At 70.2% G+C, this 13,826-nt stretch carries 7 protein-coding genes; all 7 read right to left on the bottom strand.

Annotation, left to right across the window (positions count from 1 at the left end; all coding sequences use genetic code 11):
* Positions 1-23: 23 nt before the first annotated feature.
* Genes CCL05_RS01270 through CCL05_RS01300 form a run of 7 tightly spaced genes read right to left on the bottom strand, consistent with a single transcriptional unit; the run spans position 24 to position 13,706 of the window.
* Entirely contained in the window at positions 24-944 is a 921-nt protein-coding gene (locus tag CCL05_RS01270) for a DUF1702 family protein (protein WP_086558586.1), read from the bottom strand.
* A complete protein-coding gene (locus tag CCL05_RS01275) occupies positions 941-1,897 on the bottom strand; it encodes a DUF1702 family protein (protein ID WP_086558587.1) in 957 nt (318 codons plus the stop codon). The genes CCL05_RS01270 and CCL05_RS01275 overlap by 4 nt, the downstream gene beginning before the upstream one ends.
* A complete protein-coding gene (locus CCL05_RS01280; RefSeq protein ID WP_086558588.1) occupies positions 1,881-7,535 on the bottom strand; it encodes a type I polyketide synthase in 5,655 nt (1,884 codons plus the stop codon). Before CCL05_RS01280 ends, CCL05_RS01275 begins: the two co-directional genes overlap by 17 nt.
* A complete protein-coding gene (locus tag CCL05_RS01285; protein ID WP_086558589.1) occupies positions 7,528-8,415 on the bottom strand; it encodes a thioesterase II family protein in 888 nt (295 codons plus the stop codon). The genes CCL05_RS01280 and CCL05_RS01285 overlap by 8 nt, the downstream gene beginning before the upstream one ends.
* Positions 8,412-10,166: an NAD(P)/FAD-dependent oxidoreductase gene (locus CCL05_RS01290; protein WP_208641303.1), complete on the bottom strand. Its 1,755-nt coding sequence runs from the start codon at positions 10,164-10,166 to the stop codon at positions 8,412-8,414. The genes CCL05_RS01285 and CCL05_RS01290 overlap by 4 nt, the downstream gene beginning before the upstream one ends.
* The gene (locus CCL05_RS01295; protein WP_208641305.1) at positions 10,163-11,863 is read right to left on the bottom strand and encodes an NAD(P)/FAD-dependent oxidoreductase; all 1,701 of its coding nucleotides are present in this window, start codon (positions 11,861-11,863) and stop codon (positions 10,163-10,165) included. Before CCL05_RS01295 ends, CCL05_RS01290 begins: the two co-directional genes overlap by 4 nt.
* Complete coding sequence (locus tag CCL05_RS01300) at positions 11,856-13,706, bottom strand: NAD(P)/FAD-dependent oxidoreductase (RefSeq protein WP_107400402.1); 1,851 nt, start codon at positions 13,704-13,706, stop codon at positions 11,856-11,858. The genes CCL05_RS01295 and CCL05_RS01300 overlap by 8 nt, the downstream gene beginning before the upstream one ends.
* Positions 13,707-13,826 lie beyond the last annotated feature (120 nt).

Raw genomic sequence — 13,826 nt, forward strand, 5'->3', positions numbered from 1 at the left:
AGGTCTCGGATGGTGGATGTGACTCAGGCGAACTGCCGGCGAATGCGTCGGCGCCAGATCTCATAGGCCGGTTCGACGTCGTCGGTGGGGAGGTCGACCAGGGCCGCGGCGGCGATCTCCGCGGCCTTGCCGCTGTCGATATCGCAGATCACCCGACAGGCGACCTCGTTGTGCTCGGCCGTATTGCCCACCTGGTGCCGGGCTCTGGCCGCGACGATCACGCCTTCGGCGAGCCGGCTCCGGCAGCCGTCCGCACGATTCCGCAGCGCCTCGACCGTCGGTTCGTCGACCCCGCCTGTGTACCCGCAGGCCAGACCGACGCCGGCCCACAGATCGCCCCGGCGCGACGCGGGGAACGCCTCGATGGTCGCCGCGACCCGCTCGACGTCCGCGCCCGTGGCGAACCAGATGCTGCGTCCGAGTCCGTGGTCGAAGGCGCTCAGTCCGTAGCCACTGATATGCCTCGGCGTGGCACGCTCCTGCACATGGCGGCGGTAGGCGAAGAAGCCCTCGTGGAAGCCGTATCCGTCGAGGACGGCCCAGTTGAACACGTCGTCCCGCAGGCGCCGGCGGAACGGTTCCGGGTTGCGGCGCAACCGTGCGAGGCCCATGCCCGCGCCGAGGTAGACCGCGAAGACGTACTCGCTCGCCGCCCGGTCGACGAAGTGGCGGGTGCGCTGTTTCCATGGCAGCAGCTGGTCCAGCGCCGCGAGCCCGACCCCCGCTCCCTCGTAGGCGAACCCCCGCAACTCCTCGGGGTACGCGTCCAGCTTGGGCACCAGGGCCGCCTCTCGGCGGTTGAGGAGCGTGAGCTCGCAGCACTCCGTGACGGTGAACACGACCCTGCTGAGCCGCTCCGCGCCGGCACCCGTGCCCACCGAGGCGGGGAAATCCGACGGGGCGACCTCGAACAGCGGCCTCATCACAGCACCCAGCACGCTCATGCCGTGTCCCCCTTCGTCGAGGGAGTGACGGCGAGGCTGGTCTCCAGTCGCCGCTGAAGCGTGTCGTACGCGGGCGCGGACCGGGTGTCGGGCAGATCCTCGAAGGCCCGGTCGACGAGTCGGGCGGCATCCTGGGCGCAGACGCCGCACAGCACCTCACAGGCCAGCTCGGTGTCGGGTATCAGATTGCCGGCGCGCAGGCGGCCCTTGGCCACGAACGCCGTCCCCACGGCCATACGCGACGCATGCCGCCCGGCGGCCACGCGCAGCGCCTCGACGGTGGGCCTGCCGACCCCGCCGACATACCCGCAGGCCACGCCGATGCCCAGCCACAGATCGGCGTGCCGGTGCGCCGGGAACGCGGCGATGGCCGAAGCGATCCGGTCGACGTCGGCGCCGGAGGTGAACCAGATGCTCCGCCCCACTCCCTGGTCGAAGACGCGCCGGGCGAAGGGGGACAGATGTACGGGGACCTGTTGCCGTTCCACGAACCGGCGCTGCTTGAAGAAGCCTTCGTGGAAGCCGTAGCCGTCCATCACCAGCCAGCGCAGCGCGGGATCGGTCAGGCGGCGCATGAAGGGGTCCGGTTTGCGGCGCAACCTGGCCAGCGCCTCCCCCGCCCCGATGTGGACCATGTAGATGTGCGGGTTCCCGGGACCGTCCATATAGGCCTGGAGCCGGGATGCGCCCGGCAGGAAGCAGTCGAGGCCGGTCAGTCCCATGGCGGCGCCTTCGTAGGCGTATCCGCGGAACTCCAGGGGGATCCGGTCCAGGCGGGGGACGAGGTCGTCGAAGCGGCTGCCGTCGAGGACCGCGTGATAGCCGCCGACGGCAGTGCGTACGACGGTCTCGAGGTGTTTCCAGGTCGGGGTGTCGCCGCGGCTGAAGGCAGTCGCCTCCGCGTCCGAGACGCCCATCACGGCGCGACGCAGTCTGCTAAGCGACAGTGTCATGGTTCATCGCTCCCGTCGGGTTCTCGGAGGCTTTCTCGGAGGGTTCCTGCTCCAGTTCGTCGAGGAGTTGCTCGAGTTCGTCGGGCGGGATCTGCGCGAGCAGGGCGGCGAGTTCCTCCTCCTGGGGTCCCTCGCCCGGGGGGTCCGGGTGGGGCGTGGCCGGTCCGGCGAGGTCCTGTTCGCCGGGTTTCTCCAGGGCGAGGAGCGGCAGGATCCGATGGGCGAGGCCGAGGACGGTCACGCCCTGGAGGAGGTCCAGGACCGAGACGTCGGCGCGCAGGGTGGCGTCGATGCGGTGCTTGATCTCGACGGCCATCAGGGAGTCGACGCCGAGGTTGCTGAGGTTCTCCTCGTGGCCGAACTCCGCCGGATCCAGCTTGAGCACCAGCGCGACGATGTCGTGCAGGTGCTCCGCGAGCGCGTCCAGGCGGTGCGCCTCGGGCGTGCGGCACAGAGCGTCGAGCACGGCGCCGGCGTCGGCCACGTCGTCCTCGCCGCGCAGGTCGGCCTGTTCCGTGCCGAGTTCGGCGAACAGCGGCGGGAGCTGTCCTCCCATCGAGGTCGCCCGGGCGGTCGCCCAGTCGGCGGTGATCGCCACCACGTGTGCCGGGCGCTGGCCGATGAGACGGCCGAGGATGCGCGCCCCGGCCTCGGGGGTGATCAGCTCGATGCCCCGTCGCGCGTACATCTGCTCCAGGTTGAGCTGCTCCACCATGCCGACCGACCAGGGCCCCCAGCCGATGCTCAGGGCGGGCAGACCGAGGGACCGGCGGTGGTGGGCCAGCGCGTCGAGGAAGGCGTTCGCGGACGCGTAGTTGGCCTGGCCCGCGGATGCGATGACCGATCCGACCGAGCCGAACAGGACGAAGAAGTCCAGTGGGGTGTCGGCGAACAGACGGTGCAGCAGCCAGCCGCCGCCGACCTTGGGGCGCATGACCCGCTGGAAGGTGTCCCGGCTCGTCCGGAGCATCAGCTCGTCCTCGACGACCCCGGCGGCGTGGACGACACCCCCGACCGGGGGCCGCTGAAGCCGCTGGTGTTCGGCGAACCAGGCGTGCAGCTGAGCTTCGTCGGCGGAGTCGACCGCGGCGTAGTGGACATGCACGCCGCGGCGTTCCAGGCGGAGCAGCTCGTCGACCAGTTCGCGCCGCGCGTGCCGGGCGGGCAGGTCGTGCCAGGCGTCGCGCGGGGGCAGGGAGGTCCGCCCCATCAGGACGAGGTGGCGGGCCCCGCGCTCGGCCAGGAACCGGGCGACCAGGCGACCGAGGGCTCCCGCGCCGCCCGTGACCAGGTAGGTCGCGTCGTCGCGCAGGGTCGTCGGGAAGGCCGGGGTGAGGTGCTCGCCGGCCCGTGCCAGGCGTGCGACGTACCGCTGCACGCCCCGGAACGCGACCTGATCCTCGCCGCTGGGTGCGCTGACCTCGTCGACGAGACGGCGCGCCTGCTCCGTTTCCGGCCCGGCATCGAGGTCGACCAAGCCGCCCCACATCCCGGCGAACTCCTGGTGGCCGATGACACGGCCGATGCCCCACATCGGGGATTGCGGCAGGGCGAGGGGCCGGGGACTGTCTCCGACCGCCTGTGCCGTGCGGGTGACCAGCCATACGCGCGGCAGCCGCTGGGTGACCTCGGCGGAGAGCGCCTGCATCAGGTGCAGGACCGAGAGCACGCCGAGGTCCTGGGCGTCCCGCAGCGCCGTGACCGGGATGTCCTCGCCGAAGGGCAGATCGAGGCTCCACAGGTGCAGGACCCTGCCGATCTCGGCCTCTTGGGCGATTTTCCGTAGCAGCCGCTTGTAGTGCTCGACGTCGGTGGGGTCGATCACATAGCCACCGGCCGGGGTCTCGACGGGGTCAGGGACCTCGCCGGGGACCACGGTGACGACGCGGCGTCCGGCCTCCGCGAGGCACCGGGCCACCTCGGAGCCCACCCCGGTCGCGTCCGTGAAGAGCACCCAGGTGCTCGCCTCGTCGTCGTCCCGCGCGCTTGCGCCTTCGTCTTCCGGCTCCGCGGCGTCCTCGCGCGACGACTCACGCCACTGGACTTCGTAGAGGCCCTGGTCGATACGTTCGGGGGTGAGACTGGCCACGGCGTCGAGGGACTGTGCCCGGAAGCCGCGGATGTCGACGAGAACCCTTCCCCGGTCGTCGCAGAGGGCGATGTCGCTGACGATGACGCGTGCGTCGGCGCTGGTGACCTCGGCCACCACATACATCTCGTCGGCAGGGCGCCCGAGAACGGTGACACTGTCGGCACCCACGGGCAGGTAGGGACCGGCCGGGAGCGTCGCGTCCATCGCTCCTGGCGCGGCGGAGGTGAGCAGGACCTGGAACGCCGCGTCGATCAGGCTGGGATGGAACCGGTACGTCCCCAGCTCGTCGCGGACGCAGGCGGGGACGGTCACCCGTCCGACGGCCCCCCGCGGGCCGGTGACGATCTCCTCCACCGCCTGGAACGCCGGTCCGTACTCGAAGCCCATCTGCTGGACGAGGCCGTCGAAGTCCGCGCGCGACACGTGCTTCTCACAGGCGCCGCGTGCGCCGGCGAGGTCTCGCGCGGTGCGGACGGGCGGGCGCCGGCTGAGCCGGGCTGTCGCGTGCAGCGTCCAGGTACGGTCGCCGCCGGGTGTGGCCGCGAAGCCGGCGACCTCGACCCGGCCCGACTCCGGGTAGAGGGTGGTGCGCACCCGCGGGTCGGCCGTGTCGGGGAGCACGAGAGCCTTGCGCAGCTCCAGGTTCTCGAGGGCGTGGTCCCCCTCGCCGTACACCTCGACCGCCGCCGCCAGGGCCAGTTCGATGAACGCGGCGCCGGGAAGCACGGTGTTTCCCTGGACGCGGTGGTCGGCCAGGTAGCGCAGGAGCCGTGGGTTGAGCTCCCGCTCCCAGGTGGGATGGACGGCGTTCATCCGCTGGCCCAGCAGTGGGTGGACCTCCGTGTAGTGGCGGTCTTCCCGGGCCTCCGCCGATTCGTTCCAGTATCTCTTCAACTGCCATGGGTAGGGCGGCAGTTGAAGCAGGCGAGCGTCGTCGCCGTAGAAGGTCTCCCACTGGATCTCGTGGCCATGGCTGTAGAGGGTGCCGAGGGAACCGAGGAGCACCACGTCGTCGGATTCGTCGCGGCGCAGGGACGCGACGACCAGCCCGTCCTGCTGCTGCTCCGCCAGCAGTTCCCTCATGGAGGCGGCCAGCACGGGGTGGGGGCCGAGTTCGACGAAGTGGGTGTATCCGTCGGCCACCATCTGGCGGAAGGCGGCCGCGAACAGGACTGTCGCACGAACGTTCTGCCACCAGTAGTGAGCGTCCGCGCCTCGGCCGTCGATGCGCGTGCCGGTCACGGTCGAGTACAGGGGCAGGGCGGCGGAGGAGGGGCGGAGGTCGGCGAGCCCCTTCTCCAGGTCTGCGCGCAACGGGTCCATGTAGTGGCTGTGGTACGGCACCTTGACGGTCAGGAACCGGTGGAAGACCCCGAAGGTCTCCAGCTGCGCCGCCATGTCCTCGAGGATCGCCGCGTCCCCGGCCAGCGTGACCGCGGTCGGGCTGTTGACCGCCGCGACCGAGACCAGGGGCCCCGCGTCCGCGACGGCCTGGTTCAGGGTCTCGGGGGTCATGCCCACCGCGAGCATCCGGCCGTTTCCCGTGGCCCTCTGCTGGAGGCTGCTGCGGTAGTAGTTCACCTTGATGGCGTCCTCGAAGCCGAGAACGCCCGCCAGGTACTGCGCGGCGACCTCCCCGGTGCTGTGCCCGACGATCCCGTCGGGTTCGATGCCCCAGGAACGCCACAGCTCCGCCAGGCCCAGCTGGACCGCGAGGTTTGCCGGTTGCGCGACCTCGGTCTCGGCCATGCGGGACTGCTCCTGCGGGGCGAGGAGTTCGTCGAGCAGCGACCAGCCGGTGTACTTGCCGAGCTCCCTGTCGCATCGTTCGACGACGGCCCGGAAGACGGGCTCGCCGTCCAGCAGCTGCCGGGCCATGGCCCACCACTGCGGACCCATCCCGGAACAGACGAAGGCCAGCTTCGGCGGTTTCCCTGCCTGGACACGACCGGATGCCACACCCTTGGCTTCGCGGCCCGCGCTGAAGGCGCCGAGCTTCTCGGCGGCCTCGGCCGCGCTCGCCGCGACGACCGCGAGCCGGTGGTCGTGGTGAGTGCGCCGCAGCGCGCGCGTATGGCCCACGTCCCGCACGGCGTGCGGGCTGTCCGACAGCGTCTTCCCCAAGGCCGCCGCCATGTCCGACAGCGCCTCGGGGCTGCGGGCCGACAGCGGGACGAGGTACGGGCGGTCGTCGTCGGCCTGCGGCGCGACCGGTCGCTCGGCGGGAGGGCCCTGGAGGACCACATGGGCGTTCGTACCGCCGAAACCGAAGGAGTTGACCCCGGCGAGGCGTGGCCCGGGTACCTGCGGCCAGTCGCCCAGCTCCGTCTGGACATGGAGCTGAAGGGCGTCGAACGGGATGGCCGGGTTGGGTTGGTGGTGATGCAGCTGCCCCGGGATGCGGCCGTGCTTGAGTGACAGTGCCGTCTTGATCAGGCCCGCCACTCCGGCCGCCGCCTCGAGGTGCCCGATGTTCGTCTTGACCGACCCGATGACCACACGGTCACTTGTGGGGCGTCCTTCGGAGAAGACCCGGCCGATGGCACCCGCCTCGACGGGATCCCCGACGGGTGTTCCGGTGCCGTGTGCCTCGACGTACTGGACCGTGTGCGGAGCGACGCCGGCCTGCCGGCAGGCCGCGCGCATGGCCGCCTCCTGGGCGTCACCGTTGGGCACGGTGATGCCGTTGCTGTGTCCGTCCTGGGACACGGCCGTCCCCCGGATCAGTGCGTAGACCGGGTCGCGGTCCGCCAGCGCCCGTGCCAGCGGCTTGAGGACCACGACGCCGGCGCCCTCGCCTCGCGCGTATCCGTCGGCGGACGCGTCGAACGCCTTGCAGCGGCCGTCGGGGGACAGGAATCCGCCCTTGGATTCGGCGATGGTCATGTTCGGTGCGATCATGACGTTCACGCCGCCCGCGAGGGCGAGGGAGCACTCGCCGTTCCACAGGCTCCGGGCCGCCAGGTGCACCGCCACCAGGGAGCCGGAACACGCGGTGTCCACGGCGAGGCTCGGTCCCCGGAAGTCGAAGGAGTACGACAGCCGGTTGGCCAGCATCGTCATCATCATGCCGGTGGCCGAGTGCGTCTGAAGCTCGTAGCGGCTGTGTACGCCGTAGTTCTGGAGCAGCTGGTAGTCCAGCGTGAAGCCGCCCATGAAGACGCCCGTGTCGCTGCCGGCGAGCCGGGCGGACACCTGGCCGCCGTCCTCCAGGGCCTCCCACGCGGCGTGGAGCAGAAGACGCTGCTGGGGATCCAGCCAGATCGCCTCGCGCGGGGAGATCCCGAAGAACTGGGCGTCGAACTCGTCGATCCGGTCGAGGAATCCGCCTCGCAGGGTGGCCATCTTGCCGAGCTTGGCGCCGTCCGGGTCGTGGAACTTGCCGGTTTCCCAGCGATCCGGGGGCACTTCACGGGTGGCGTCCACTCCGGTGCACAGGAGTTCCCAGAAGGCGGCGGGTGTCGTGGCTCCGCCTGGGAAGCGGCAACCGATCCCGATGATGGCGATGGGTTCCCGCGCCGGTTCGTCCGTCGGCCGGTCAGTCATGGCACCTTTCTCCTTCCTCGGTGCGAGCGGTCGCCGCCTCGAGCTCCCGGGAGAGTTCGGCCAGCAGCAGGTCCTGTGAGCTGTGCAGGAAGAAGTGAGAGCCCGGGAGCATGACGAGCCGGAACTTCCCGCCGGCCTGCGACCGCCACATGTCGAGATCGCTGCGGCTGACGCGCACGTCCTGGTCACCGCCGAAGACCGACACGGGCATGGGCAAGGGCGGCTCGTCGCGGTACCGATAGGTGTCGCACAGTTCGAAGTCGGCCCGGAGCATGGGCAGCAGAGCCCGCATCAGCTCCCCGTTGTCGAGCACCTCCGGGGGCGTGCCCTCCTTGCGCAGCACCGTTCTGAGCACTTCGTCGGGCATGTGATGGATCCTGATGTTGGGGTTGGGCAGCTGGGGCGCCCGGAACGCGGCGAGGAGCAGCCGGGACGGCTGTGGTGCCCCCGCACGACGCAGCCGCCGGGTGAGCTCGAACGCCACCAGCGCGCCCATGCTGTGACCGAAGAACGCGTACGGCAGGTCCAGCCGTGGCAGGACGGCCTCGTACAGGGACTCGACCAGCGGATCCAGCTGTCGTAGGGCGGGTTCGGTCACCCGGGACTCCCGGCCCGGCAGCTGGGCGGCCCACAGCTCGACGCCGGCGGGCAGCCCCTCGCTCCACGTGCGGAACACCGAACCGCCGCCCCCGGCATAGGGGAAGCAGAACAGCCGGACGACAGGCGCGTCGGCGGCGGAGTACCGCACGAACCAGCTGCCCTCGTCCTGGGAGGCGTACGGCCTGCCGCGCAGTTGGCGCAGCAGGCGGGCGCGCTTGTCGTCGGGCAGGCGTGCCACGCGGTCGCGCAGGGCGCCGCCCTCGCCCGGCGCGGCCGTCACCGGGACTCCCCCGTGCCGACGGCCTCGTCGGCCGGACGGAGCCTGATCCACTGGTCACCGAGCGGCGCCGACTCCTGTTCGCGCAGATGGACCTCGACGAGGGACATCAGGGCCTCATCGGCCCGCCAGCGCCGCGCCTGCTCCCGCTTGGCCGGGTTCCAGGGCTCGGCCTCGAACTCCTCCAGCACGGTCGCGACCAGTTGGCCCGACAGACGCTCGATGAAACGGATGTTGGCCTCGAACTGCGTGGCCAGGTCCGAGTCCGCGAGGCCCGCTGTCATGCCGATGTGGAGGCGGCTCATGAAGTCGAAGTCGTAGAAGCGCACGAAGGGTGCCTGGTCGCGTGGTTCGTCGTCGACCGCGCTCCATTCCCGGAAGAAGCGCTGGACCTCCTGGCTGGCGGTGCTGAAGCGGGCCAGACCGACGACCATGTCGGGCCGGTCGCCCAGGTGCCGCAGCACGTCGTGGAAGTACAGCAGCCCGGGAACGGCCCAGTACACGGCGGTGTCCCAGATCACCTTGGTGAGCATGACCCGCGCGTTGCCCATCAGCGCGTACTGCTTCTCGTAGATGCTGAGCCAGCCCTCGGCGATCAGCAGGAACACCTGGTTGTGGATCGCGGCGCGTTCCGCGGTGTCGTCGCCGTCGAGCGCGTGCGTGACCAGGTCGGTGATCAGGCTGTTGCTGATCGCGATCAGGTCCAGCCCCGGGGAGTACAGGGGGTCCAGGAAGACGCCGGCCTCCCCGGCGAGGCACCAGCGGTCCGCGGAGAAGACCTGCTCGCAGCTGTAGGCGTAGTCCTTCATGACGCGGAAGTCCTGCAGCTTGTCGCGGTGCCGGCGGACGATGCCGGCGCACTGCGGCTCGTGCCGGTCGAGCCATTCCAGAGCGCGCTCGAACCGGTTGAGCTGCTCGAACCCGTGGAGGTCCGGGTCGGTCACGATGCCCACGCTGGTGGATCCGGAGGCGAGCCTGATCAGCCAGACCCAGTAGCCCGGGCCCATCAGGTGGTTCGTGGACAGTTCCCGCCGTCCTTCCTCGATCCGCGCGTGCCAGTCGGGGTCGTCGGACCACTGATCGACATCGATGGAGCAGCCGACGCGGAACCAGACGGCGTTGGCCCGGTGCCCGACCTTCTTGGCGAGGCCGAGCCGTCGCTTGAGGAGGGACGCCCGGCCGGTGGCGTCGACGACCCACTTCGCGTGGATCTGCCGGGTGGCGCCGTCGTCGGTGCGGACGTGGAGCCGGTGGTGCTCGGCGTCGGGTTGCAGGTCCACGCACTCGACCTTCGTCCCGGGCAGGAACCGCGCTCCGCGGGCGAGAAGTTCATGGCCCAGGGCGTTCTCCAGGCGGCCGCGGTCGAGCTGGTAGGTGCCGACCGCGCCGGGCGGGCGGACCGAGTGGCCGAGTTCCACACGGCGGGTGATGTCGTCGTTGCCGTCCTTGGAGAAGAACATCCGCAGTCCGTACTTGTTCAACTGCTGGGACTGCAGGTGGTGTTCGAGCCCGAGGACCTCCCGCAGGTAGTAGCCGGCGATCTCCACCGTGGACTCCCCGACCTTGTGCGTCGCCTCCGGCACCGGGTGTCCCTGGCGTTCCAGCACCACGATCCGGGTGCCGGGGCGCTGCCCGAGCAGTTGCAGGGCCAGGGTCAGCCCGGCGGCACCGCCACCGACGACGGCGACATCGACGAGGTCGTCGGGCGCCGTCCGCGCGGCGCCGCGGTCGTTCATTGCGCTGGTGCCGGTCATGGCGTCACCGCCGCGGGCCGGCTGCCGAGGGTGATCCAGGCGCTGTCGATGGGGTCGACCGGGTCGCGCTCCTTGTACCGTTCGACGGCTTCCCTCAGCAGTTCGTCGCGGCGCCACTCCTCTATCCGGGCCTTGGCCGCGTCGTCGGCACCGCGCTGTTCGAGGCGTTCGACGACGGTGCTGACCAGCTGGCCCGCGAGATGCTCCAGCAGCTCGACATTGCGTCCGAACTGCTCCTCGAGCTCGTCGTCGTCGAGGCCCGCCGCCATGCCGTTGTGCAGGTCGACGATGAAGTCGAGCAGGCTGTACGGGTCCGCGAAGACGTCGGAGGCGGGCTCGTTGCTGACGAGGTGCCACTCCCTGAGGAACTGCTGGACCCGCGTGTGGAGCAGCCATGTGCGCTGGAGATGGGCGAACGCCGCGGGGCTGGCGCCGAGGCGCCGGAACTTGTCGTGGAAGAACAGCAGGCCGGGCACGGCCCAGTAGATGATCGTGTCCCAGATGACCTTCGCCACCATCACCTGCGGGTTGCCCATGACGGGGTACTGGCCCTCGTAGGCGACCAGCCAGATCTCGCTGAGCACCAGGTAGACCTGGTTGTGGGCCACGGCCTTCTCCCGCACGTCCTCGCCGCGGCTGTCCCGTGTGACGAGATCGGTGATGAGGCCGTTGCTGATCGCCATCAGGTCGCCGCCGGAGGAGTAGAGCGGGTCGATCGAGACCCCCGCCTCCCCGGTCAGGCACCACCGGTCCTCGGAGTACACCTGCGTGCAGCCGTAGGCGTAGTCCTTCATCACCCGGAAGTCCTGGATCTTCTCCTGGTGCCGCCGCACCTCGGCCGCACACTGGGGCTCGTGCTCGGCGAGCCAGTCCAGGGTCCGCTGGAGGGTGTTGAACCCCTCGAAGGAGTGGGCCTCGTCCTCGGCGACGATGCCGACGCTCGTCGAGCCCGACGCGAGCGGGATGAGCCACACCCAGTATCCGGGTCCCATCAGGTGGTTGGTCGACAGCCGGCGCAGGCCGCCGTCGACCCGGGCCCGCCACTGCTCGTCGTCGGACCACTGGTGCACGTCGATCTCGTGCTCGATGCGGAACCAGGAGGCGTTCGCCCGGTGACCGACCGGCCTGGCCAGACCCAGCTTGCGCTTGAGCAGGCCGGCGCGTCCCGTGGCGTCGACGACCCACCGTGCCCGCAGCGCGTGCTCTTGCTCGTGTTCGCCGTCGAGGACGCGTACGACGTGGTCGTCGTCGCCGTCGGCGAGCTGCACGTCGCGGACCTTGCAGCGCTGGCGGAAGTCGACGCCGAGGCCGGCGACCAGGGTGCCGAGCGCGTTCTCCAGCCGACCGCGGTCGAGCTGGTAGGAGGCCAGTGGAGCCTCGCTGATCTGGCCGTACTCGACACGCCGGGAGATGTCCTCGTTGCCCGCGTGGGTGAGGAACATCCGCAGGCCGAACTTGTGCAACTGGTCCCGTTCGAGGTGCTCTTCGAGGCCGAGGACGTCGCGCAGATAGTGTGCCTGGACCTCGACGCTGGACTCGCCGACCTTGTGGGCAGCCTCGGGCACCGGGTGCTGCCCTCGTTCGAGGACGGTGACCTGGAGACCGGGATCGGTGCGCTTGAGCTGGAGGGCCAGGGTCAGTCCGGCGATGCCGCCGCCGAGGATCACCACGTCGAAGCGCTCGGAGATGTCAGGCATAGCTCACCTCGCTGCTCTGCTTTTCCATGCTGTCCGCTCCGTTCGGTTCGTGACCTGCGGTGCTCTCCCCCGGGCGGGGCGGGCGCAGGGCGATCCAGCCCTCACTGGTGGGGTTGTGCTGCCGCTCGCGCCGATGCGTCGCGATCAGGTCGGCGATCAGGGGATCCCGCTGCCAGGCCTGGACCTGGGCGATGACGCGGTCGTCGTCGTACCGGTCGCCGTGGGCGTCGATGACCGCGGTGACCAGTTGCCCGGCCAGTTGGGCCAGGAGCGTGGCGTTGTCCGAGAAGCGCTCGGGGAACCTGCTGCCGGGCAGGTCGTCGGCCATGCCGGCGTGCAGCTTCACCATGAAGTTCAGCGGGGAGTACAGGTCGACGAACCTGGCCTCGAGACGGGAGTCGTCGATGGCCGCCCACTCGCGGAAGAACGCCTGGACCCGGTTGCTGATGTCGGTGAGGCGTTCCAGGTCGGCGGCCACCGAGGGACTGCCGCCCACGGTGCGGAACTTGTCCTGGAAGAAGAGCAGGCCGAAGACCCCCCAGTAGAAGGCGGTGTCCCAGATGACCTTGGAGGCCATCACGCGGGCGTTGCCCATCAGCGCGTACTGGTTCTCGTAGACGGCGAGCCACATGTCGGTGACACGCCTGAACAGCGAGTCGTGCACGGACGCCAGGGCCGATACGTCCTCGCCGTCCAGGGACCTGGTGACCAGGTCGGCCACCAGTGCGTTGCTGACGGCGATCAGATCCAGGCCCGGTGAGTAGAGCGGGTCGAGGAAGATCCCGGACTCGCCGGTGAGGCACCAGCGTGCGCTGCCGTCGTAGACCTGGTCGCAGCTGTAGGAGTAGTCCTTCATCACCCGGAAGTCCTGGATCTTGTCGCGGTGTTCCTCGACGGCCCGGGCGCACTGCGGTTCGTGCTCGGCGAGCCAGTCCAGGGCCCGTTCAAGGGTGTTGAAGTCGTCGAACCGGTGCGTGCCGGCCTCCGCGACGATGCCGATGCTGATGGATCCGGAGGCGAGCCGGATGAGCCAGACCCAGTAGCCCGGTCCCATCAGATGGTTGGTGGACAGTTCCCGCCGGCCCTCGCGGATCCGGGCGTGCCACGCCTGGTCGTCGCTCCAGGTTCCGAGGTCGATGGGGTGCCCGACCCTGAACCAGGCGGCGTTGGCCTTGTGGCCCACGTCCTTGCGGAGTCCGAACCGGCGGGGCAGGAGCCGGCCGCGTCCGGTGGCGTCGATCACCCAGCGGGCCCGGACGCTGTGTTCCTCGCTGTCCGTGAGCAACTGGACCTCGTGGTGGGACCCGTCGGGTGAGAACGCGACGTCGACGACCTTGCTGCCCGGGAGGAACTCGACGCCGTCCCGGGAACAGGCCGCGCCGAGTTCGTTCTCCAGGCGTCCTCGGTCGAGTTGATAGGTGGCCAGCGGAGGGAAGACCGAACTGCCGAGTTCCACGCGCTCGGCGATGTCGGCGTTGTCCTCGCTGCTGAAGAACATGCGCAGACCGAACTTGCGGATCTGCTGTGTCTGAAGGTGTTCGCCGAGTCCGAGGATGTCCCGCAGGTAGTGGGCGGCGATCTCCACGGTCGATTCGCCGACCTTGTGTGCGGCCTCGGGCACGGGGTGCCGCTGTCGCTCGGCGACCAGCACCCGGATGCCCGGCCGCTCCCGGCGAAGGTGGAGCGCCAGAGTGAGGCCGGCGGCGCCGCCTCCCAGAATCACGGCGTCGTAGTGGCCGGGCCTGGTGGTGCCGCCGGCGACACGCGTCCGGAGCTTCCGAGCGAGCAGGGCCCGCTTCTCCGCAGACAGGTCGGATATGCGATGTCGTGCTGGTTGGGTCATGCATCCCCCTTCATCCCAAATGACTATCGGTGGCGGGATTACGGAGGACTTACTTCATGTGCAAGCTGAGGGCTTTGATCCCCTTTGCCCATGGGCTGTTCGGCGGCCCCGGACGGCGGG

The organism is Streptomyces africanus, assembly GCF_002150735.1.
GTDB classification, from domain to species: Bacteria; Actinomycetota; Actinomycetes; order Streptomycetales; family Streptomycetaceae; genus Streptomyces; species Streptomyces africanus.